We start from the raw sequence: 25,068 nt of genomic DNA, 5'->3' as shown, positions 1-25,068 counted from the left end.
TTTCTCCCATTTATTACATTCCATCATGATTTTATAAAAGAACGCAAAGAGAAAGAAGAATAAGAAAAGCAACAAAAATACATCAGAGATATTAAAATTTTTTATTGGTAATTCTACATTAAGTACTTGAAAAGCAGATATAAAATTCCCTATCAAGAAACAACCTATCGCAATAATAATGCACACCCAGAATACTCCTAACTTAATTTTTCTGGATAATATAGAATACAGTAGTGAGATAAATACAGTAGTTTCAACAACTAAAGATGATAGTCGGATATTAAAATCTGATACGAAATAAAGACTTGGAAAAACAAATATAAATATAAAGCAAAAGCTTATATAAGCTTTTAAAGCCAATATCAATACATAAAATTGCACATATGCATGTTTACGCAATGGACTCACCTTCTTGAGTTTTTTCTATACTTTTATTAAAAAAATTTCTTGATAGTGGCACAACTCCTACTAAATTTAAATGTGTGTTACCTATTATCCATATTATGACCTTTTTAAAAGATTTCTTTCTACATACAACAGTCTTGCTAACTTTTTGTAGATGTTTACAATTATCAATACTGAGGATTCCAAAAAGGATAAGCTGAAAAATGTAGTTTTTTAAGTATTTGCGCATCGTAAATTTGGCGGGTACAACTTATCTACCCTTTAAATATGAGATAGAATCTAATCCTCTATTGGATTATAGTTAGTTGCTACCTGTCACACTTAAAAAGGAATGAAAATATACTATCATTAACATAGCAATTCGAATTAGTTTACGGAACATACTGTAACTATTATAGTTACAACAAAGGTTGATGTCAATTTCATATCCTCCCTTTTTAACGGACAAAAGACATGACCTATTGAACAAAAATTTGATGTTTATAAAAAGAGAGGTAAAATTTTATCTCCTTACTCAAAGAATTATAAATGATTTAGGATTAGATGAAATTGAAGCTAATATTGCATCTCCCTAAAAAGAATGTTACTCTAAAAATAGAATTATGAAAGGAATGATGGATGAATAATGATTAACTAATTTATATTTTAAGTTGAATTTTATAACTTCAAACTACAAAATATAGGGTTAGTCTATCCATTTTTAAAATTCAGTTCATACTTTATTTGTCATGATTCAAATGATTAATAAGTACTTATTAAGTATAGACGAAAGACTAATCCTTCCGATTACAAATTGGGGGATTTTTTTATTCCCGTTTAGCTTAGTTGAAACTTACTAATTGTTAAATGTACTTCACAAATAAAGGAGCGAGAAAAATGAGTACTTCAGACACTATTGTTACACATGTAATGCTCTATATAAGTCGTTAATATCCATCAAACTTATATAGAGGAATTAAAAAATGGATGGATGTTCCGACTTTATATGAAACGTTTCGATATATAAAGGAGGAATTATTATGTCAATGATAAAGGTCCAAGACTTAACTTTTTCATACCCAGGTAGCTTTGATAATATTTTTGAAAGTGTAAACTTCCAAATAGATACGGATTGGAAGCTAGGATTTATTGGTAGAAACGGACGAGGTAAAACGACATTCTTTAATTTATTGTTAGGGAATTATGAGTATAGCGGGAAAATCCTTGCTTCGGTAGAATTCAATTACTTCCCCTACTCTGTTTCAGATAGGAACAAATTCACTCATGAAATCCTTGAAGAAATTTGTCCCCAAGCCGCAGATTGGGAATTTCTACGTGAGATATCCTATTTAAATGTTGATGCTGAGGTCATGTACAGACCATTTAAAACATTATCAAATGGGGAACAAACAAAGGTGTTGCTTGCTGCACTGTTTTTAAATGCGGGTCAATTCCTATTAATTGATGAACCAACAAATCACTTAGATACAGATGCACGAAAGATAGTCTCTAATTATCTAAGGAAGAAAAAAGGATTTATTTTAATTTCACATGACAGAATCTTTTTAGATGGGTGCGTTGACCATATCCTATCTATTAATAGAGCAAATATTGAAATTCAAAGTGGTAACTATTCTTCTTGGAAGTTAAATTTTGATAGACAGCAAGAGCACGAGAAGGCTACAAATGAGCGTCTACAAAAAGACATAGGGAGATTAAAACAGTCTTCCAAACGATCAGCAAGTTGGTCTCATGACGTGGAAGCTTCAAAAAATGGAACGAGGAATTCAGGCTCTAAGTTGGATAAGGGGTTTGTAGGACATAAAGCAGCCAAGATGATGAAAAGAGCAAAAAACCTTGAATCAAGGCAACAAAAAGCTATTGAGGAAAAGTCAAAATTACTAAAAAATGTGGAAAAAACTGAGTCATTAAAATTGGAACAATTGCAATTTAAATCAAATGAATTGGTTACTTTGGCTGACGTGTCCGTTAAGTACAATGACCAAATTGTGAATGAGCCGATTAGCTTCATAGTTGAACAAGGTGACCGAATTGTACTTGATGGAACGAATGGGAGCGGAAAAAGTAGTATCCTAAAACTACTTCTAGGACATCCGATACAGCATACAGGCTTAGTTACTTTAGGTACAGGACTCATCATTTCCTATGTCCAACAAGATACTTCTCATTTGAAGGGGGCGCTATCAGACTTCATTGAAGAGCACAAGATTGATGAAACCTTATTTAAATCCATCCTAAGTAAGATGGACTTTGATCGAATTCAATTCGAGAAAGATATATCTCATTATTCTGGTGGACAAAAGAAAAAACTGCTTATCGCTAAAAGTTTATGTGAAAAAGCCCATATATATATATGGGACGAACCACTAAATTTTATAGATATCTATTCCCGTATGCAGATTGAAGAACTTATTCAACAATTTAATCCCACAATGGTTATTGTTGAGCATGATAAAGCATTTCAACAAACAGTTGCAACAAAAACTATATCTATGTAGCTCAAAACGAATACTTGAAAATATAATCATTAACTTGAGTCCTTGAACTATAAAAACCTTAATGACGTGTTGAAAAAAGCCTAATTTCTCTACAATACATTGAGAAATTAGGCTTTAAATAGTAATAACAGAATTCATAAATACTGAATAATTTACACGTTAGGTTTATCTGTTAATGCAGTAACAATCCTGTCCACTAAGTCTTCTGGCATCCATTCATGATTTGTATCGTTCGTTTCATTTGGCCCTAAAGAATCAATAAACTTTTTAAACTTTGGAAATAAAACAATAGAAGTGATCCAATGTATCGTATGATTTATGGAGAAGAAATGAAAAACTCCTTGCTTTTCACCCTCCTGTAATATTTCTTTTAACTGTTCAAAATTACCTATGAAATACGGTTTAATCTTTTCTAATCGTGCACTTTCCTTAATAATCTCCTCATATGCCAATGATCCAATTTCAGGGTTCTCTTTTATATGTTTAGTAAAAACCGTTAAATATTCTCTAAGGGCATCGATAGGTTTAAATTGATTCTTCTCAAGAAAATTGGGTAGCTCATTAGCAAGACCATATTTCTTAAACACCTCATAATATAGGTTTTCTTTCCCATTAAAATAGTAAGAGGCCATAGCAACATTCACTTTCGCTTCTTTTGCGATTTCTTGTATGCTCGTACCTTCGTAGCCACGCTCTCCAAATTTTTTCTTAGCAGCCTTTAAGATATTTTCCATCGTCTGCTCTCGAGATTTCCCCATTTCACACACCTCAAATAGTATATATTTCACTTCAAAAACCCAATAAGGACTTTGAATAGAGTATCTTTTTAATGAAATTTAATTATATATTTAAAGTGGTAACTTAACAACCGATGAAGTTCTGATTACTTTAAACAATATCCCCTTGCGTAGCATCAATAGTTTTCAAATACTTTACGCTCTAGAATAGACAAAAAACATCTAATTTTATCTTAATTTCGTGTGCGAATAAAAACATAATAAGGACCAAAGTTTATCCATTTTATAGATAAACTTTGGTCCTTTCGTTACATTATACAGATTTAAAATAAAATGAAACTTTAATCAGCCCTCACCAATCAGGCTTTTAGGTGCAGCAGGGCCCCCACCTAACTTCTTTGCTTCCGCTGAATTTTGTGGTGAGGGGTCTTACTGCCCACAAATAGCGGGATAAACTAGTATACTCGTAGCTTGATGAGAGAATTATCCATCAATCGTCCATCATTTTCTGACTAGATCTGTTTAATCTCGATATAAGGTCCTTTAATGTTTAATTTGTTAATATCATTAGATATATTGCCTACAGTTGATTTTTCATTAAAAGTATAGACCTTTTCACCATTTACAAAGATACCCCAATTCTTATCTTCATAACTGATACCATAACCAGCATTGCTAGACGTAGCTTTGAGTTGATTTCCATTCATTGAAAGAGATAACTTCCCTTTTCCTTTGTTAAGTTTATCATTCACGCTGTTGATACTATTCATTTGTTCTTCAAGGAATTTTTGGTTATCAAGAGTAACTTGATGGTTTTTCCAGTCTAATTTATAGTGGTTCGTAAAGAATTCATTATATGTATCTTTATTATTTGTTCCCCACCATTTTGAACTTACCCACTCAATATTGTACTGATCTGAAATTCTACGATTTGTTATTTTTAAATCTGATGTAGTTTCTGTTTTATCAGCAGTAATAACCGCTACTACGTTTGGAGAAAAACCATATCCTGTTAAAGCTGGTACTGTATCTTTTGAAACAAAATTATTCGTCCCTTCATTATAACTACGTGATTTCATAAATAGTTGATTACCATAGAAAGTATTGAATGAATCACGATTATAAATTCCCCACTCTGGGAAATTAAATGATTGGAATCCTACTTTCCAATTTAATTTCTTATCTGTGTGAGTCTCTAATACCGTTTTATAATCTACTTGATCATAAGATACACTTTCTTTCCAAGCAAAGCTACCTGTGATACTTGCATCGGCATTTGGCCCTTTATCATTTACTCCTACTTTAACACTTCCACCAAGTGTATACCCTACCTCAGAAGTGACCTTTGCTGAAGTCATTGTATTAACTGGGGCAGCTTTATGGAACTGAGCACTATCACCACTTGTTATTTCTGCTTCAGTATGATAAGCTGATGGCCATTTTAAGCCTGCGTTATAGTATCCACTATTAACTGTATATTTAGCATCAATATTACTACCATCAGTGGTCACAATTGCAATCTTTTTATCTGCGTAAGGATCCTCAATAAAAGAAACCTTTATCGAATTTTTGATATTCTGCTTCATGTCATAAGTAGTTTTAAAACTATTATAGACCTTCCCACCATTTTGAAGATTTTCTACAGTTCCTTTAGAATCTGCAAATGCAGATGTTGCTTGTAAACTAAATGATCCAGACATAATAACGGACGCTACCGCAACACATTTAGCTATTTCTTTTGCTTTTTTCATACAGACAGCCACTCCTTCTTAAACATTTAAAAGATATAAATATATTATTTCTAGTTCGCAAAAATAGAGATAGATTCATAGCCATACAATATAGAAATTCATTAACTTTTATGACACTAACTAAAAACACATGTTTCACTAATCTTCCTCTCACTATTATTGATAACTATTATCAATAATATTAAAACATAAAATAAAAATTTAAACAATAATTTTAAATACAAATTTAAAATTATTGTTTAAAAAAATACAAAAAAATTATAGAATTCTTCATTTCGAGAATTACTATATTTTCAATTACTTATTACAGCCTATATTCAGATACATTATTTCCTTTCCATTCATAATAATCTAAAATCCCTTCATAAATGGCTTCTGCTGCAATTTGTCTGCCATCTTCCGTAGATAATTTACTGTAATCAATACCATTATCTATAAACGCCAGTTCCGTCAACACAGCTGGCATGTCATTTTCCCTTATTACATGAAGGTCTCCATGTTTAACTCCTCTGTCTCGTGTTTGAAGTGCCTCTACTAAACGTGTTTGAATTTTTTCTGCTAAAACACGACTTTCTTCCACATGAGGATTTGTTTTTTCGGATTTAGAAGATTTATAGTAATATGTTTCTGTCCCTTTTGCATTACCATTAAAAGCATTTGCATGTACGCTTATAAAGATATCACCCTGATTTTTCTTAGCAAATTTAACACGTTCCTGTAAAGAACTTTTTTGATCATGCCCCGGTCTATTATCAGATTGACGAGTTAATAAAACTGTAAATGGTGTATGCTTTTCAAGTAATTGTTGTAGACGTAAAGAAGTGTCTAGTACAATCTTACTTTCAGGTAATCCCTTTGTGGATTTCCCAGGATCTTCGCCACCATGTCCAGGATCAATAATGATTGTTTTGCTTTCTAATGGGTTTTGGGGACGATGTTGCATCATATCTGTTTTTGCAGTAAGTTGAGCAGCTTCAGCACGTGTTATAAATCTATTTGGTTGCCAACCGTTCTCAGTACCATTGGAAATTTTCAAACCGATTAAAATATTGGCATATTTTTCTCCCCAATGCCCTTTTAAATCTTCAAATTTAACCTGCTCATTATGATTTGCTGCGCTTTGTAGTTTATATGCATTTACTAGCATCGTAGCCATAGCAGCACGAGTTACTTTTCCGGATGGATTGAAGATTCCATTTCCCTCACCTTTAACAATACCAGCTTTTTCAGCAGCAGCAATATACGGAGTAGCCCAGTGGTTTTGTGAATCTGTAAATGATGGTTTTGCATTAGAGTCAATTTGTATACCTAAAACTTTTGTCATAATTTTTGTAGCCGAAGCTCTGTCTAATGAGTCATTTGAACCGAACGTTCCGTCTGGATAGCCATTCAATACCTGTTTATCAACTAAATAATTAACGGATTTGTCCGCCCATGCAGGAACATCTGGGAACTTATGAGTATTTGCAAATGTATTAGATGAGTAGGTTAATAGACTTCCAGCAAGAATTCCTGTAGCAATTAATTTGTATTTCAAAATGTAACACCTCTATCAAATTATTACAATTTGGTAAATATATCATTTATAATTAATCTTTAAATAATACGACCTTGAATAAAGAATAGATTAAGTTGTTTATATTAATATATATCAGATAATAAATTTAAAATCGAATTATTGCTCCAAAAATAATCCTCGGACATACACTTATAGATAAAGATTATTAAATATACTCACCAACATTGTGTAACTAGTATAGTTACTTATACATACGAGTGTCAATTAAAATAACCTTACAATTTTGTAAGATAATCACCTTAATAGTAAATCAAGTAATTATTAAATAATATAACTAGTTACTAGATATAATAAAATAACACTCTTAAATTTTGAACAAAAACTAATTGTTTTGATAGGAAAATAACTTATAACACCCACATTGTTAACAATGCTTTTGAATCCTACTTTACTCTATAATTCTCTGTTATATCCCAACGTGAATGCTCCTATAATATAGTCAATTGCTGCAATGAATATATTCCCTCAAAAAACATCTCCAGAAGCCATCGAAAGTAGCCTTTATTAATACACCTACACAATCCATCTTTTCACTCCCCTAAGACATCCTCAAATTTTACAAGGAATGAAAAAAGAAGAGGGATACCTTCCCTCTTCACTAAAAAAATTAAAAAACACCTTAATTTATATCCCCTGCCTTTTACAATCTCACGTCTATTGATAGCCCGTTTAATTCTTCAATTCTATTTTCATAGATTCATGTATTCTTCTAAAGTCTGCTTTTGTTCATATATATTTTCAGCAATATCTCCTACATAGCGAATATGCCAAGGTTCATATGCATAACCTGTAATACTTTCCTTCCCCTTAGGATAACGAATGATAAACCCTGCACGATGCGCGTTTTCTTTCAGCCATTTTCCTTCCTTCGTATTAGCAAAAGATAGCTCTAATTCATTGTTCGCACTTTTAGAAGAAACATCCATTGTTAACCCTGTTTGATGTTCGCTATGTCCTGGTTTTGCCGAGAAGCGATCCGTATGCTCTTGTCCTTTTCTTTTCACATTGTTCGCATACAGTCGTTGTTGATAGTCATAGGAACGAAATCCCGAAACAGCATTTAACTGAATCCCCTCCTGCTTTGCTAAATCAAATAACTTTTCCAGTGCTTCTGCCGCCTCTTTACGGAGGTGGCTCTTTTCTACCGTTCCACTAAATGAGAATGGTACATTTGGTACAACTAAATCCTCTGGTTTATAGTCTTCGGGTAATCCATATTCCTTATTAACTACAGCCTGTATACTAGCAAAAGAACTTTCATTGTATTTTGATTGCCCTTTTCCTCTACTATCTTTCTCTTTATTTATGGAGTTTTCACGAGATTCATAGTTCGTCTTATCTGGTTCTTTACCAATAGATTGATTGGTGTAAATTATAAAAATACCTAACATCATAATTACACAACTGAAAATCCCTACTAATTTAAGTCTCATTATTCATTTCCTTCCTGCAACTCTTACTGTTTCTCGTTCATAATATCTCAACCATATCAAATTCATATTAATTTGAAGTGAACTTTTGTTCTTAACATATTTCTTAATAGAAAGACTGTATATCCTTCTATTTGTTTGACATCATTAAGATGCTCACAAATATAAATAAATTCTATGGCTACATATAGATAAAAAATCTAAAAATTTATATAACGAGATTAGAAGTGTAGCATATTATTGTTGAAGGGTCTTGGTATAATGCTAGGCATTAATGTAAAAAAAACAAATGAAGAGTTAATTATTTCATGGCAATTGGCGGAGATTACAATTCCATTACGTGATGTGATTGAGGTTACCGAAGATGCTACCTATGCTGGTGTTGAAGACGTAGATGTAATACGTATTGGAGCAGCTTATGGGACAACAGACCGTATTTTAATTAAAACAGTAAAACAAAATTATATATTATTTACTACAAATAAAGTTGCTATTTTAAATGCCATTCAGACTTAAATATAGGAGTTTTCTTGGCTAAAATGATAAAAATAAGCACATCTTGTTATAAAAACAGATGTGCTTATTTTTAATTTCTATGCATTTTTACGTTTTAAGAAAATCACTCCACCAACAATTAACAGTAATGCTCCTGCAGCCATAGAGATCCAACTTGTAAGATTAGTACCTGTTTGTGGTAACCATCCAATTTTAGATTGGATTTCTTTCTTAGGTTGTGGTTGTTCTTTTACTTGCTCGTTAGGTTGCTCTGGTGTTGGAGTATTTTCATCCGAATTCGGCTGTTCTGGTTTAGGTTGTTCCGGCTTTACCTCTTTAAATTTCACTGTTTGTCCCTTATCTTCAATTTCAGCGTGAATAGCTATTAATATATTATCTTGATACAGTTCTTCAAATACTACTACTTCTTTACCTTGTAATGCAGAAGCATTACATGTGAAATCTAGTATGATAGAACCATTCTTCTCTTTAGCAGTAAACTTAGATTCTACTGTTACCTCTTTACCATCAACTAATAATGGCTTGTTTGTTGCTTTATCCATTAGTTTACCTTTTACAACGTACTCTTTACCCACGATTAAGTCTTTGTATTCCACTTTATCTTGGATTGTTACAGATTTAGAAGCGTCTAACTCTTTAGAACCATCAGCTTTATTTGTAGCTGTCGTTTTAATAGAAGGTTCTACAAACCGAACTGTTTGACCTACATCATTAATGTCAGCATGAGTTGCAATTACTTGACCTTCATGTAATAAGTCTTCAAACACGACTACTTCTCTTCCTTGCTGTTCAGCACCAACAAAAGTAAAGTCTAATGTTACAAAACCGTTCTTTTCTTTTGCAGTAAACTTCGTTTCAGCTGTTACTTCTTTTCCATCAATTAATAATGGTTTGTTAATAGCTTTGTTCATAAGTTTACCTTTTACAGTGTACTCTTTACCTACAACTAAGTTAGTATACTCCACTTTGTCTTGAATAGTGATAGAATCCTTTGAATGAATCTCTTTTCCACCATCAGCTTTGTTTGTAGCTGTCGTTTTTACTGATGGCTTAACGAACTTAACTGTTTGACCTTTATCATTGATATCAGCATGTGTCGTAACAACTTTTCCGTCTTTCAGTAACTCTTCGAATACTACTACTTCTTTTTCTTCTAAACCAGTTGCATCAAAAGTAAAATCTAGTGTAATAAAACCATTTGCTTCTGTTGGTGTAAACTTCGTTTCAGCAGTTACTTCTTTACCATTTACAACTAATGGTTTATTAGTCTCTTTATTCATTAATTTACCTTTTACAGTGTACTCTTTACCTACTTGTAGATCTTTGTATTCCACTTTATCTTGGATTGTTACAGACTTAGACGTGTGCATTTCTTTTGTACCATCTGTTTTATCAGTAGCTGTTGTTTTTATTGAAGGAATCTTTTCATCTTTGACAATGTGTTTAATGATTTGACCATTCTCTTTAATTTCAAAAGAGAACGTTTCTTCATTTAATACATAACCTTTTGGTGCAACAGTTTCTTTATATGTGTATTTTCCAAATGGTAACTTTTCAAATTTAGCGATTCCTTTATCGTCTGTTTTTCCTTTTACTACTTCTTTTCCTGCTTCGTTATAAATCGTAAATTCTGCATTTGGAAGCTTTTTATTTCCATCAGCTACATCTACCTTTGTAATTTCTAGATCACCTTTGATAAGATGATTAACTGCCAATAACTCAATAATCTTTCCATGTTCCTTTATTTCGAACATAATTGGTTCTTTAACAAGAACATAACCATTTGGAGAAGCCTTTTCTACAAATGAATATTTACCATACGCTAAATCTTTGACGTTAATCTCACCATTTTTATCTGTTTTATATTCACCAATTACTTTTCCACTTGCATCTTTTAGCTCGAATTCTGCACCTTCTAATTTTTTACTAACATCTTCATTATCCACTTTAAGTAATTTTACACTACCTTTTACTTCTGTATTTTCCACTGTAAAAGTAAGTGTTTTATTGTGCTCTTTAATTTCAAAAGGATACTTTGTTTTATTTCCAATATATCCATTAGGTGTTTGTGTCTCTAAGAAATAATATTTACCATACGTAAGACCTTCAACGTTTGCAATTCCATTTTCTTTTGTTACTACTTTTTTCACTTCTTTACCATCTTCAGTGAAGACTGTGAATTCAACATTTGGTAAAACCTTTCCTGAATCACTAAGCTTTTTAATTTCGATGTTACCTTTTACTTTGTTATTTACTATTTGGACAGCTCCTGTTTCTCCTGTCTTAACTTCAATAGTTTGTGGTTTATCATCTGAAACATAGCCTGTTGGTGCTTTAATTTCTTTTAATGTGTAAGTACCAATTGGTAAGTTGTTTAATTCTGCTATACCATCAGCACCAGTCGTGATTTTTCCAACTGATTCATTATTTGCATTAAAGACCTCAAATACTGCATCAGCTAAAACTTCTCCATTTTCTCCAACCTTTTTAATTTTTAAAGAACCAGCTGCTTCCCAATTTACTGCAAGATCACTACTAAGCTTTTCTTCATTTCTTTCTAATAGTACTGTAGCATTCTGAACAGTATCCGTACCACGGTAAGCAATTGCTTGAACTTTTGTTAAGTTTGCAGCAACACTTAGATTAAATTCACCTGTTTTAGTATTTTTAGGAATTTGGATACGGAATTTCTCTCCAACTGAAAGTTGATCTTTCACTTCACCATTTTCACTAACAATTTTTACTCCATTAGGTGCATTTTTTGCTACTACTTTATAAGAACCACCCTTAGCATTTGTTTGTACTGAATATAGATTTGTTTCGAAGAATTCACCCTTTAATTCTGCTTTTTGCTTTTCAGCAGGAATCACATTCATAAAAACATCTTGAGTCTCCTCACTATTATTAGCATTACTAATAATAGCCTTAGCTGCTTTTTCAACATTTTTATTCTCATGTTTTAATTCATTTACATCAAGTTGACCTAATGCATTCCAAACTGCAAGCTGAGTTGCGTAGTGTGCCTCATTCTGATTAGCTACTCCCAACTGCTGAACACTTTTTTGCGGGAAACCGTTTAATAGGAGCCTATATACTACATTATCTGTTTTCCCCATTTCAGGAAGATCTTCACCATTTGGTGATTTTAGTCCAAGAGTTAAGCAATAAGCAATTTGACCACTTGAATTTTTAATCATTTCAGTTCGAATGTGCTTTCCTAAACTATTACTATAACTCCAGTTCATTGAATATTTCTCGTGCGTCATAACCTCTGCACTAGCCCTAGGTAAAAATACATTAAGGAATAATGCCAGTACTGATAATAATGTAAAAACTCTTATAATGACTCTCTTACCCAATTTTGTAACCTCCCTAGAATAAATTAATCCGAGTATATATCGCAATATCTAAAACATTCACGATCGACCCGATTATCATTATAAAACAATAAATTACAAATATTAAATAATTTTAATGAAATAGTCAAAAAATTTACACATTTTATTATTTATCAAGTTTTTTAACGAATTTACTATATACAAATTCTAAAACACGCCTACAATTTAAAAGACAAATATGTATGTTAAATATATAAATAGCAATTCCTTTGCTCCAGTTATTAATCTTCTATTAACCTTCCCCTTATTAAAAATAGCCTTTTCATTTTCTTGTTAATCCGAGTAATTTATACACCTCTTTTAATCTATTAATTCTCTATTACGCTCCTTCATTGAGATATAAGGGTGACTCTTCATTCAAAGAATAAAGTAAAACTTTATTCAGCCCGATCCCCATCTAACTTCTCTGCTTTGAGCCTTACTGCCCACAAATAGCAGGATACATTATGCAACATTGCATTTGATAATCATTTTTAATGTAACTATAATGATTACAGGATTGCTATTAGTCCAATATTCTACATGGAGGTTTTATTATGTTTAAAAAAATTATTGTATCTTCTATGGCGCTTACTATGTTCGGTGGAGCTGCAACTATGCTAGAGGCACCTACTGCTCAAGCAGCTTCTTATAACTCAACATCATCCTCTTACTTTGATGTCACTCCTGAAGAGGCCGTGGCTTTCTATCAATCTCAAGACTATAAAAAATTAAAAGTATTTTTGGATGACTTTGAAGCTAGAAACCCTTATGCCCCAGGTGGAGGCTACGCTCAAGGTAGTGTACGTATGCAAAAATTCAACGATGCTCTTAGAGATGCCAAATTAACAAATGTCTACCAAGAATTTATTAGAATCTCTTACTACAATCATTATCCAGAACCAAAATAATCACAACGGATAAAGTGAAACTTTAATCAGTGGGGGTTTTGTTCATCCCCCACTGATTATTAGTTGAACCAATCGGGCATTTACTGGCAGCCCGACCCCCACCTAACTTCTTTGCTTCCGCTGAATTTTGAGGTGGGAGTCTTACTGCCAGTTAATGCGGGATTAAATGTTTATTATTTCTATAACTTAGCCTAATTTTAAATGTATAACCTAAAAATAATTACTAAAAACCACTCATATAAGAGTGGTTTTTCTATTTCCCCATATAATTTAGCTGAATGTTACATCATCTTTATTTTAATATCTTTTATAGTAGACATTCTCTCGTTGACACAAACTAGTAGATTAGCAATGAAAATATCAAAATATATTTATAGGTGGTTGGAAGTAATTGTTTTCTGTTTAATAGCAAAAAAGAACACCCTCTCACAATTAGATAAGGTGCTCGTTTTCATTTTTATCGGTAATTCTCAATTCAATTTAGCTTCTTTCCAATAAGTAAAGATTAAATTAACTTAAAAACAAAGCGTTTTAAATTTAATTCATAGATCTTACTGAAACTTGGAATTGCCCCTTAGAACCATCATCATTTGAAACGTAAATTTTATATGTTCCATTCGGTAATGGAGATAAAGCATTCCGTACATTTGTAACATTAATTTGTTGTTCTCCAGGTTTTATATAACCACCAACAATTAGCTCTGTATTTGGACCTTTTACACTATATCCCATTGTATTTTGACCATTATTTTTCATAGAGAAGCTTAAGTCAGTACTCCCATCATATACAAAAGAAGTTTCAGCCTCGCCACTATAATCCATTGTTTGGGTTAATAATAAGTCTGCAGAAACATGTTCAACTACATGAATTGGATCATTCGTTTTGTGTACTTCTTCAGCATAAGTATTATTCCCTAACACACCAAGTGTTAATGCTGAAACTACTCCACAACTAAGCACTAGTTTATTTAACTTCATTTTAAGTTCCCCCTTGATGTTTGTATTCTATTACCATCATACATCCTTTTCCAAGTGCGTTTTTATGTAATAATTCATATCTATAAAACTATATATCTTAACTTTTTGTATTAACAGTTATTGAGAACCCTACATAGATAAAGCTACAATATTACGCTTCATAAAAAACATGTAAATTTTAAAGTCTTTTTCTAACAAAGTTTTATACGAGTAAGTACCAAAATACTCACATAAATAGCATTTCTATTTCAGATAAAATGTACTAATAAAATTTTTCTGAAATTTCACTTTGTAATTTGATATATTCCATGTTAATATAACGGAGGCTACAAAACAGAAGTCACCACGCATATCATTTTCACAGAATATTCATACTTAAAAAACATTATTTTATCAGTAACTAAATCCCGATTTTACCCATACAAAAGTTAGTTGATAATTTCATATGTACATAAATTTAAATAGATTTTTTCTATTTTCCTTATCAATTTTAATACGAGTAATATAACAGCATGTTTTTCAAGTACCCTTCCTTTTTTAGATAAAAAGTCTACTAATACTAAACATCTATGTCCAACTCATACATAATTCTACTTACAAACTATCGGAGATGCAAAACTATGGGAATTTCTACTCTTTTATTAAATACCTTTATTATAATAATTTGTATCCTTAGCTATCACGTATTTTGGCTAGAGTTTAAAGAAAAAACAACATGTAATAATATGTTATTTTCTATCCTTTCCTCCATTGCTATTATTTTTTGTATGACTTTTCCTTTTCATTTACATGTGGGATTTATTTATGATTTACGTTTTATTCCTATTATATTAGTTTTTCTATATGGAAATACAAAAAACATTATTTTTATAGGAATTTTATATCTTTCTTATCGGTTTTACTTAGGCGGAAATGGCGTTCTTCCATCATTTATTATCTTCACTATTATTTTTGGTATAACAATGCTCTTTCGTTACCTATTACCTATGTATATTAAAGAAAAAAAAGTATTATTAAGCTTACTCCTTATTTTAGTATGTACAACTTCACTTTCTATTTGCGGTATTGTAACTCAAATAAATACAGGAGGGAAAATAGACTCTACTCTCATAGAATTTTTATTAAATTATATAGTCATTAATATTTTCACAGTATTATTATCAGTTTATTTAATAGAGGGAATGATTGAGAAATATAAAATGGAAGAAAAACTGCAACGGGCTGAAAAATTTTATATAGCTAGCGAACTAGCGGCGTCAATTGCACACGAAATCCACAATCCACTAACCACGGTACATGGATTCACTCAATTATTAAATGAAAAACATGCCTCTAAGCTATCTCAGGATCAATACTTAGAAATCATGTTAATTGAAATGCAGCAAATACAATCTACTATTAATAACTATTTATCTTTAACCAAACCACAGAACACCCTAAAAGAGAAAATAGATATTAATCACATTTTAAATCAGGTGAAAGATACTATTTCACCACTCGCTCTATCATACAAAGTTGAAATCAAACAAAATAGTACAGATTCCTTTTATATAAATGGGGACCCCGAAAAATTCAAACTCTGTCTAAACAACATCATCCAAAACGGAATTGAGGCTATGAAAAATGGTGGATTATTACAAATAAATATACAAAAAGTAAAAGGAAATATCATAATTGATATTATTGATTCAGGAATTGGGATGTCATCTCAACAAATAAAACGAATTGCTTTGCCATTCTATTCAACAACAGAAAAAGGAACTGGGCTTGGTACTATGATTGCTTATAGTATTATTAGAGAATTAAACGGAGATATAGAGATAGAGAGTGAATTAGGTAAAGGGACACGCTTTTCTATTAGTATCCCTTGCCAATGTGATAAAAATTTTCTGTTTAGTTAATTATATAAATGAATTTTAAGAATCCCGCTAGCTAGCTTACTTATTAATTATCTTAAATTTATAAAATAATAAGGGTCAGAGCTTATCTATTGTTACAGATACACTCTGATCCTTTAGTTTAATTACAGTAAACGCACTTAATATTTATAACTTTTCTTACATCTGGATGAAATAATAGTTTATCTCTTTTACTAATTAGATTTGTTTAATGTAAATATAGCATCTCTCGACACTTAATTTGTTATTATCGTTAGGGACATTTCCTACAGTTGTTTTTTCATTAAAGTACAGACCTTGTGCCGTTCATTAAAAAAGACAACTCCCCTTTTACTACTTTACTTCCACCGTATAATTCCCTGTTCCACCACCATACTGATACACATGTAAATAATACTTCCCTGGATACGTGTAGTAACTACCTACTAGTTTATTCCCTTGTTGCTGAGCATACGTAACATAATTATTTAAATCTGCTTCAGAATAAAGTACCCAGTTCATTCCGATATTATTTTCATTCGTTACGTTAATTTGAAGATTTTTAGCAGTCTCCACATTAATTTCAAAGAAATCACTTGTATCTCCATTTCCTAAACTAGCACGTAAAACTTGATTTAACTGCAGTTTGTTTGCTGTTTGGAATGAGTTATTCGGTTCTTTTTCTAAACTGTTATCTTCTTTCTTTTGAACAGTTACAGTCGCTGTAGCAGTATTAGTTGCTCCTTTATCGTCTGTTACTGTTAATTTCGCTGTATACGCTCCTTCTTTTGTATATACGTGAGTTGGATTTTGCTCATTACTTACAGTACCGTCTCCAAACTCCCATTTATATGAAGTAATTTTCCCGTCTTCATCTTTTGATGCGTCGCTTTTAAATGAAATTGCTTCATTCACATTTCCACTATACGGACCGTTTATAACCGCAACTGGCGCTTTATTCTCTGCACCTTCTTCTGTATTAATACCGTGGAACACAACATCATATTCAAATTGTCCTGATGCATTCACGCGATAATTTACGAAGTATGCTGTTACCGTTTTATAGCCTGTCCATTCTTTTGCGCTTAAACGTTTTAACGTATCATTAACGTTTTGTGTAATTATTTTCCAATCTTCATATTCTCCTTTTGCTGCAGTTCCTGTATATGTTCCTTGTAGTGTGAATGTATTAAAGAACTTTGATTTATTTTTCTTCACTGATACATTTTTCAATTTTGCTTCCGCCGTTATTTCTGCCGCAATATCTGAAACTGGTTTCGGTGCATGATTTGCTAAATAATCGTCTGATACTAATGGTACGTTATATTTCTCACGATTATCAAATAGCATTTGCATATAATCTTGATATTCTTTATTTAAATTCGCATCTTTACTTAATGTAGAGCGATATGCATCATATGCTGTTACATCATTTTTCCTAATAAGATCATGTATTTTATCAAACATATCATATCTCTTATTGTACATATACGATTGTAAAGCAAAGGAATAATTATAGAAATCCCATGTTCCATACTTTGCATTTAACGTTCGCTCTGCCGTATAACGCTCTGCTGGGTTTGAAGATAATCCTCCTATAATACTCTTTCTCGGTACAACATTATCCGTTCTCGTTGCCCCTGCAAAAAATTCAGCATTCCCTTCTTCAAACCAAGATAATCTTTCATTTTCATATATTTTCCCTTGACCCCATAACCCTGGTACTTCATATCTACCTTGTAAATAATGCGTGAACTCGTGTCGGAATAATTCTTCTAAACTATAAATACTTTCTTCTGGCGTACGCTCATAAGTAAAGAACGTACCTGTTCCTTCTATATAAAGACCACCGTTATTCGTTTCATATCCGTACAATTGACGATTAAACTGATATTCTGCTGGGCTATTATAAATAACCATCGTTAATACATCATCAGGATTTCCTTTTTCTAAAGGTTGATCACTTTCAACCGTACGATGGAATTGTGCCTTCACTTCTTTTGCCGCCCAATATAAACGTTTTACTTTTTCTTCTGTCACTTTATCTCCAGCTTTTAAAACAATTGCCCCATCATCAAACATATACGTTTTTGGCAAATATTTTTTCTTTCCATCTTCTCTTATTTGATCTAAATTCACCACTTTACCATTTGCATCTTTTCCGCCATAATTCGTCGCGATTTGCTCAGCAGCTACGAAATATTGCTCCCCTAAATACGGATAAATTTTCATCGCATCTGTTACAACTTGTAATCCTTTCGTTCCTGTACTATGGAACGAACCGAGCCTACCTGTATAATAAATGCCATTATTAATAAGCCAACCGTTTTTTGCGGTAATCGTTCCCATTAATGCAAAACGACTTAGTTCATTAATATAACTATCTATTTTCTGATACCATACTGTATCTTTCGGTGCTTTCCTCGTATCGTACAAATACGATTGAATGTCGTAATCAACACCTTGCATAATATCGTAAATAGCATTTCCAGCTGAAAGATTATCTACTAATGTAGAGAAATTATCATTATATTGTTTAAAAATCTTTGCAGCCGATGTTATCGTTTCCACATCACTCGAAGCGTTTCCTATTAACTTTCCGTATGATGATACCACTCTATTTTGCTCTAATGTACCCAGCTTGAAATTTGAATTGTTAGCTATCGCTTTTAATGCAGGTAAGCATTTATCATGATAACTCCGTTCATTTAATTTACTAAGTTCCGAATTATAAAATCCTAAATAAAATCCTGAACGTAATACCTCTACTAATGTCTCAATCCCTTTTGAATCATCCTTCGTATAGGCTTGTCCTTGCTGCTTCAATTTATCAATAATCGCCTGCATTCTACTATCATTTTGATAGAATGCTAGACTGTCTGTATTAAACTGAAATAGCCCCGTAATTTGCTCCCAATCAATGGTTATAAGTAAATCTACTAACTGCTGATTGCTTAATTGATTTAATTCAGCAATTGTATAAGTTTTCGCTACAGCTAATTGCTTACTTTCCTTTTTTACCTCAGGCGGTCTTTGTGATAAATCAGCAAATTGTATCCTTTGCTCAAAAGACTTGCTTTCGAGCAATTTCGATGAATGAGCTAATTCTTGTACTGGTAGTTGTACACCGACTGGCTCCATTTTGAGTACATTTCGATAAGAAACTTGCTCTCCCTTAGTATCTTCTGCCAAACTTACCCCTTGAAAACTCCCTAACATTAAACTAGCAAAACTTACCCCTACTAACATTTTTTTTGAATAGCCTTTCATACTCTCCCCTACCTTACATTTTTAGTGTCCCGCTCCATTATTTTACTATTTTTACTTTTTGTCCTGTATTGAGAAAAAATAAGGGAACGTTCACATATGTATCCTTGCTGCGCAAAATTAGCACTTGACTTTATGTGCGTTTTATATCAAAAAAGATAGATAATAGCAAAATTCCTGCTACATCTATCCTCGTTTTCAACACTATGATTTTAACTTTATAAACGTAACTTCCGGTAATGTTTGCATATACTGAATAAACTCATTCTTTTCTTCTGACGATATATTTTTCAGTTGCATCCCTACCTTATAAACAGTTTCTGTACCTTGCTGTGAAGCCTCCACCTCATATGAAACTATTGGAATGCCTTTCACTTGTAGCGTTTCTACTATTTGTTGTACCGCTTCATGTTTATTTATACACATTTGCACCGTTATATTTTGTGGAAATAAAAATTGCACCTTAAAAATACGACTCACAATTTCTAAACCAATTAAAACGAGAATCGTCGCTCCAATCCCTACTACATACATTCCCGCTCCAATTGCTAATCCTATGCCGGCAGTAGCCCATAAACCAGCCGCGGTCGTTAATCCTTTCACCGCCTGCTTTTGAATAATAATTGTGCCTGCACCTAAAAAACCAACTCCACTAACGACTTGTGCTGCAATCCGACTTGGGTCTAGAGACGTATGCTCTTCATACACAATATCTGAAAAGGCATATTTCGAAACAACCATTATTAACGCACTTCCTACCGCTACGAGGAAATGAGTCTTTAATCCAGCTTCTTTCGATCGAATTTCTCTTTCAATACCAATCATTGCTCCTAACAAGCCAGCAACACCGATTCGTATAATAAAATCAAAATCTACACTCACGGGCACTTCCCCCTTTCATTCATTATAGATAGATAAAACAAAAATTATCACAAACATCCATTTATCAACATGAAGGAATACCACTAAAATACACTTAATACTCCGACCATTTTATGTTAATATTTAAAATATTAACATAAAATAAATAACTTCTAATTTTAAATCTTCACTAATTTTCTAAAAAATCAAAGGTGAATTACATGAAATTAGGTTGAGAAACTTAAGAAAACGCTTTCATTTTGTGTCATAATTTTTTTATAAATACTACATAAACAAAGGAGCTTACTAACAATGAACGTCTCGTTACTTACACCTACTACTGATTTACAAGAAGAATACTTAGATTTCTATAACGAATGGAAAGATAGCGGTGAAACAATGATCCCGTGGGTTATCTCAAAAAATCCTGCTAACTTCCCAGCTATGGTTCAAGAACTTCTCGATGCGCATAACGGAATAAATATCCCTGAAACTTGGGTACCAGATTCTACATATTGGCTCGTTACAAATAATAATAGAATTGTCGGAGCTGTTAATATACGTCATAGTTTAACTGAACATCTATTTAACGCTGGCGGTCATATCGGTTATGGCATTCGCCCTTCTGAAAGAAGAAAAGGTTATGCTACGAAATTACTAGCATTATCATTAGAAAAAACGAAGGAATTAGACATCACGAAAGTACTTGTCGTTTGCGACGCAGTGAATACCGCTTCTGAAAAAACGATTTTACATAACGGCGGGCTTCGTGATGATGATTTCACTGAGGAAGATGGGAATGTAGTAAGAAGATATTGGATTGAGCTATGAATGATCACAAATAAGCGAGAAAGTGATTATACACTTTCTCGCTTATTTTACACTGCTTCTATTTCAAACTGCACTGTAATACCACTTGGATCTACTACCGTAAACCCATTTGTAGTTTCATTTATTTCATGTTGTTTTTCTATTAATCTTTCTTTCACTGCATCTAACGCTTCTTTATGCGGTAGTACAATTGTATATACCTTTAGTCCAGTTGCATGTACTGGTGGGTGTGGATTATTTACTCCGTTCCACGTATTTGCACCGATATGGTGATGATATCCTCCTGCAGAAATGAATAAGCAGTCATCTTCACGTTGTTGCACTTCAAACCCTACTGTCTCTACATAAAACTCGTGTGATTTTTCTACATCAGCTATTCGTAAATGTACGTGCCCAACGACAGTATTAGCAGGTAATCCATCAGCCTCATAATCAACGAGTGTTGCCAGCTCTTTTAAATCTAGTGGCGTACTTCCTCCTGGTCCTTCTCCCCATTGATCACGCGGACGGTCTGCATAAATTTCAATACCATTCCCCTCTAGATCTTGCAAATAAAACGCTTCGCTATATGTATGATCACTTGCACTATTAAACCTTGAAATTGGTAAAATTTCATTTGAATATGTATAACGCCCTTCTTGCTCATCCGGGCTGTCAATTACATTCTTATTACGAAGAACCCCAAATAGTGCAGAAGCAAAAGCTTCACGAGTCGGAACTAAAAAGGCTACATGATATATACCAGTCGTACGCGGTTCTTGCAGTACCCCTTCCTCTATCTTTTCAAGAACAAGTAATGTATTCTTACTACCTTTTCCTGCTAAATATGCTTTATTCCCCTCTTGCTTAATTACCTCTAATCCTACAACATTCTTATAAAAAGCAATTTGACGCTCTAAATCTTTCACTTTAAATTCAACATGACCAATACGTGTTTTCGGATGAATTCGTACCATGAATAACTTCATCTCCTTATCCCTATATTTTACCATTACATATAACCGTTACTATGAAGGATACAACTAAAATCATCCTATGTAAATAAGAAAAGTCAGAATTTACATACATTTTTATTTTCATAATAAAAAAAGCCTCCTTTTCTAACTTTCAGAAAAGGGGGCTTTTTAACGCTTATCTCATTTTATGTACTTCAGCAACTAGCTTTCCACCCTGAATGCCCATATAAAGCTTCACAGGTGCATCATTCGTATTTTCAAATACTAAATCTAAATATGGATATGCAATTGTAGCATCTCTTCCTTGAGGAACATAACCTACCGTTTTAGAATGTGTAGTTCTCTCCACCATTTTCAGGCCAGCTTGATCTGCTGCATTGTATAAAGTTGAAGATGTTTGGCAAACACCACCACCGTATCCATCTACTAATTTACCATCAACTATTTCTTTCCCTAATTGATATCCTTTGTCTGGTGTTGTATCACCGATTAATGAATTAAAAGAGAAACGGTCTCCTTTTGCTAACACAACTCCATTTATGCTCGCTGCTGACAAACGAATATTCTCAATACGGCCACCTGTTGAACCGCCTAAGTTCGTTTCATATCTACCAATTACCGTACCATTTCCTTGCGCATCACTTAATGTTGCGACTGGTTTTTTCTCCACGATCGGCAACTGATACGTAGCATCCCACATACCCACATTTAACAATTTATCTACTAATTCTTTTTCCATTAATTCATAAGAAGGTTTTCCTTCTTGCCAACTTCCATCAGGTGCTATACGTGAAGGAACCATTTTTTTGTCGACGCTTTTTCCAACCTCACCAACAACCTTTGTTACAGACTTTTTAAATTTCGCTTCATCTTCAAAATAGCCTAAACCAGATAAATCTAATTTTTTCACTTCAGTACCAGTTCGACCATCAACTAAACTAATAGTATCCTGCACTTCTGCTTTAGCCTCTACAGTGTGCCCACCAATATCACTTACCAATGCAACATCACTTACTTTTGTACCACAGCCACTCACTACAGCTACACATAACACCCCAACTAATATACCCTTTACTTTACGGAACAATATACTCTCTCCCTTTCCCCAACATCACTATTATGTATTTATTTCATTTTTATGTATGTTTTGTTACAATCATTTTACAATATGTTTATAAAATGTTACAAGTTATTTTTCACTCTATATAAATTACTCTTTTCTTTTACAAATGTCTATACATATTTACATAAAAATTTGAGTTTGATAGAATTGTAACTTTTATGTAAACTCTCCCTTTTATCCAGTATATACCATTAAGCAAAAGAAATACAAATCAAAAACCCTCAAGCTATTTTTTATAAAGAAAAATCCCTCAACATAAATAGGTATTTGCCGTGCCACCGCTCCGCTTTTGCACATACATTATGGTGAATTCAACCTATTTTAAAGAAATGGAGGATGTTATTATGTATCCCTACAATCCATATGATCCATATAATCAATATGCGTACCAACAACCACAGTATGACTTACAAGCACAATACCAATCTTATATAGATCAAGCAGAGCAAACGAATCCATATGACCAAAATAGACAATTCCAACTTCCAATCTCTTTTCCTGGCACTGGAAATCGTCAATTAGAAAGACGCGTAAATGAGCTTGAACAAAGAGTACGTCAACTAGAAAATACAGTTGAGCGCCATACACGTAGACTAAACCGCTTAAACCAACGTTTACGCACAGTAGAAAACAGACTAAACATTCCATTCGCAGCATTAGAAGACGGATTTTAATCGAGAAAATAAAGTGAAACTTTAATCAGCCTTCACCAATCGGGCTTTTACGGGCAGCCCGCCCGGCAAATAGCGGGATAAAAATTATATAAAGGAAGGGGCTCCCCCTTCCTTTATATAAATTGACGAAAGTTTTTTCCATCTCTATACTGATAAGAGTTAATGAAATGAAACAAGGTGATAAATATGGATTTTGAAATAAATTATCTTTCCTTTTATGTTGTACAAGTAGAAGGAAAAGGTGAAGCAGTTGATAAACGCTACAAACATTTTCAAACTTTAGACGCTGAAGAGTATGAAGATAGCTCCTTAAAAGAATTTTTGAATGGTGAGTTATTAAAAATATCGAAGCGAAAAGTAGAACGTCATGCAAAAACCGAACAAGCCCCAACAAAAATTGGTCGCTTTATTGTAGAAGAAGGGCACGAACTTGATTCAAACCCTCATTACAACCTTTTTAATCGTATTCGCTTTGCAGAAACAAAGGAAAACTTTAAAGATATGAGCGAACCTCTCGTTTATACATATCTTGACACAAGCGCTGTACGCGGTGGTGTATTTTTAATTGCTCAGGCAAAACTACGCAAATACTTTGATGATCCATTCGTATTTGTAATGAAATGCGACTTCGAACCAAAGGTGGCTTCTATTTCTGATGAATCAACACTGATTCGTAACGTTGAAATGGCCATCACAACAAAGAATATGAAATCTATCCAATATCCGTACATGCCTGAAGAAGGTATGGTCGAAGTGGGCGAATTAAAAATTCACCAAGCATCACACGCCCGCTACTTTGAAGACTTCTTAAAATTCGTCGAATATGAACGCTCTATGCCTGAAATTATGAAAACACAAGTAATGGACATGGTATACGACCAAATTGAAGATGTATTTGAAGAAGGTACAGAAGAACGCGAACAATTCGACCAAGCGATGGAAGTATGGGCTGCCAGTCCGAAACGCGAAATTATGGAACAATTTTCAACCGAAGAAGTAATGGAAGCTACCGCTCAAATCGTTGAGCATGCTCCTGAAGTGGAATTAAAGCTAAAAGCAGACCATATCTCTGTGAAGGCGTTACTTGCTGATTTCGGGGATCAAATACATATTGCGAAGGTAAATGACCGATATGTACTTATGATTGAAGCAGACACACTTACATTTGAAAAGGGCTTCTCTCCTATTGAGTTTCTGAAGCCAGATGAGCTGCAAGATGTGATTGAGCGGATTGAGAATAAGCAACAGTATTCGTATGATCCGAACGGGATTGAATAAATCCTTCCATATATCTGTT

At 33.0% G+C, this 25,068-nt stretch carries 17 protein-coding genes and 1 pseudogene; 7 read left to right on the top strand and 11 right to left on the bottom strand.

The genetic code is table 11. The features are described from left to right. A pseudogene (locus tag MR160_RS08510) lies at positions 1-399 on the bottom strand (GGDEF domain-containing protein); the annotation flags it as partial. A 1,025-nt stretch (positions 400-1,424) separates the two neighbouring features. Between MR160_RS08510 and MR160_RS08505 the strand changes: the two are divergent. Next, positions 1,425-2,903 (top strand): Lsa family ABC-F type ribosomal protection protein, encoded by a 1,479-nt coding sequence (locus MR160_RS08505; RefSeq protein WP_242297221.1) that lies wholly within the window; start codon positions 1,425-1,427, stop codon positions 2,901-2,903. A 152-nt stretch (positions 2,904-3,055) separates the two neighbouring features. Here the strand turns inward: MR160_RS08505 and hlyIIR are convergent, their stop codons facing one another. The 4 genes from hlyIIR to MR160_RS08485 all read right to left on the bottom strand — a co-directional run bounded on the left by hlyIIR (position 3,056) and on the right by MR160_RS08485 (position 8,403). Next, complete coding sequence (gene hlyIIR / locus MR160_RS08500; RefSeq protein WP_000520485.1) at positions 3,056-3,661, bottom strand: hemolysin II regulator HlyIIR; 606 nt, start codon at positions 3,659-3,661, stop codon at positions 3,056-3,058. A gap of 491 nt (positions 3,662-4,152) precedes the next feature. Further along, positions 4,153-5,391 carry a hemolysin II HlyII gene (hlyII, locus tag MR160_RS08495; protein WP_000709372.1) on the bottom strand — a complete coding sequence of 413 codons (1,239 nt, stop codon included), beginning with the start codon at positions 5,389-5,391 and terminating at the stop codon, positions 4,153-4,155. 304 nt (positions 5,392-5,695) lie between these two features. After that, positions 5,696-6,928 (bottom strand): N-acetylmuramoyl-L-alanine amidase, encoded by a 1,233-nt coding sequence (locus tag MR160_RS08490; protein ID WP_000875666.1) that lies wholly within the window; start codon positions 6,926-6,928, stop codon positions 5,696-5,698. Between the two features lie 731 nt (positions 6,929-7,659). Beyond that, positions 7,660-8,403, bottom strand: a complete 744-nt coding sequence (locus tag MR160_RS08485) for a M15 family metallopeptidase (protein ID WP_001237444.1) — start codon at positions 8,401-8,403, stop codon at positions 7,660-7,662. A 258-nt stretch (positions 8,404-8,661) separates the two neighbouring features. On the opposite strand from MR160_RS08485, the gene MR160_RS08480 reads away from it, so the two are divergent. Next, a complete protein-coding gene (locus MR160_RS08480; RefSeq protein ID WP_000900690.1) occupies positions 8,662-8,916 on the top strand; it encodes a SunI/YnzG family protein in 255 nt (84 codons plus the stop codon). A gap of 77 nt (positions 8,917-8,993) precedes the next feature. Here the strand turns inward: MR160_RS08480 and MR160_RS08475 are convergent, their stop codons facing one another. Beyond that, positions 8,994-12,275 carry a VaFE repeat-containing surface-anchored protein gene (locus MR160_RS08475; RefSeq protein WP_242297219.1) on the bottom strand — a complete coding sequence of 1,094 codons (3,282 nt, stop codon included), beginning with the start codon at positions 12,273-12,275 and terminating at the stop codon, positions 8,994-8,996. A 575-nt stretch (positions 12,276-12,850) separates the two neighbouring features. Here MR160_RS08475 and MR160_RS08470 point away from each other — a divergent pair. Continuing rightward, entirely contained in the window at positions 12,851-13,204 is a 354-nt protein-coding gene (locus tag MR160_RS08470) for a hypothetical protein (protein ID WP_000473481.1), read from the top strand. Positions 13,205-13,741: 537 nt separating this feature from the next. Here the strand turns inward: MR160_RS08470 and MR160_RS08465 are convergent. Continuing rightward, positions 13,742-14,182 carry a hypothetical protein gene (locus tag MR160_RS08465; RefSeq protein ID WP_000773517.1) on the bottom strand — a complete coding sequence of 147 codons (441 nt, stop codon included), beginning with the start codon at positions 14,180-14,182 and terminating at the stop codon, positions 13,742-13,744. A 620-nt stretch (positions 14,183-14,802) separates the two neighbouring features. Here MR160_RS08465 and MR160_RS08460 point away from each other — a divergent pair. Continuing rightward, a complete protein-coding gene (locus tag MR160_RS08460; protein ID WP_000513024.1) occupies positions 14,803-16,083 on the top strand; it encodes a sensor histidine kinase in 1,281 nt (426 codons plus the stop codon). Between the two features lie 330 nt (positions 16,084-16,413). Here the strand turns inward: MR160_RS08460 and colA are convergent, their stop codons facing one another. Continuing rightward, entirely contained in the window at positions 16,414-19,329 is a 2,916-nt protein-coding gene (gene colA, locus MR160_RS08455) for a collagenase ColA (RefSeq protein WP_000679516.1), read from the bottom strand. Positions 19,330-19,530: 201 nt separating this feature from the next. Continuing rightward, the gene (locus MR160_RS08450) at positions 19,531-20,208 is read right to left on the bottom strand and encodes an MgtC/SapB family protein (RefSeq protein ID WP_000109726.1); all 678 of its coding nucleotides are present in this window, start codon (positions 20,206-20,208) and stop codon (positions 19,531-19,533) included. Between the two features lie 291 nt (positions 20,209-20,499). Here MR160_RS08450 and MR160_RS08445 point away from each other — a divergent pair, with 291 nt between their 5' ends. Next, complete coding sequence (locus tag MR160_RS08445) at positions 20,500-21,018, top strand: GNAT family N-acetyltransferase (protein ID WP_001103122.1); 519 nt, start codon at positions 20,500-20,502, stop codon at positions 21,016-21,018. 47 nt (positions 21,019-21,065) lie between these two features. Here the strand turns inward: MR160_RS08445 and MR160_RS08440 are convergent, their stop codons facing one another. Continuing rightward, positions 21,066-21,974 (bottom strand): VOC family protein, encoded by a 909-nt coding sequence (locus tag MR160_RS08440; RefSeq protein ID WP_086390854.1) that lies wholly within the window; start codon positions 21,972-21,974, stop codon positions 21,066-21,068. A 175-nt stretch (positions 21,975-22,149) separates the two neighbouring features. Then, complete coding sequence (locus tag MR160_RS08435; protein WP_000488994.1) at positions 22,150-23,061, bottom strand: VanW family protein; 912 nt, start codon at positions 23,059-23,061, stop codon at positions 22,150-22,152. 380 nt (positions 23,062-23,441) lie between these two features. Here MR160_RS08435 and MR160_RS08430 point away from each other — a divergent pair, with 380 nt between their 5' ends. Both MR160_RS08430 and MR160_RS08425 read left to right on the top strand, forming a co-directional pair. Then, positions 23,442-23,771 carry a hypothetical protein gene (locus tag MR160_RS08430; RefSeq protein WP_000283711.1) on the top strand — a complete coding sequence of 110 codons (330 nt, stop codon included), beginning with the start codon at positions 23,442-23,444 and terminating at the stop codon, positions 23,769-23,771. A gap of 186 nt (positions 23,772-23,957) precedes the next feature. Next, positions 23,958-25,049, top strand: coding sequence for a DUF3900 domain-containing protein (locus MR160_RS08425; protein WP_000345047.1), 1,092 nt, complete (start codon positions 23,958-23,960; stop codon positions 25,047-25,049). The last annotated feature ends 19 nt before the right edge of the window (positions 25,050-25,068 follow it).

The sequence above is a fragment of the Bacillus cereus group sp. BfR-BA-01382 genome, from assembly GCF_022663475.1.
Taxonomy (GTDB): Bacteria; Bacillota; Bacilli; order Bacillales; family Bacillaceae_G; genus Bacillus_A; species Bacillus_A thuringiensis_S.
The sequence above is the reverse complement of the archived record's forward strand: the minus strand, read 5'-3'. Positions and strand labels throughout refer to the sequence as shown.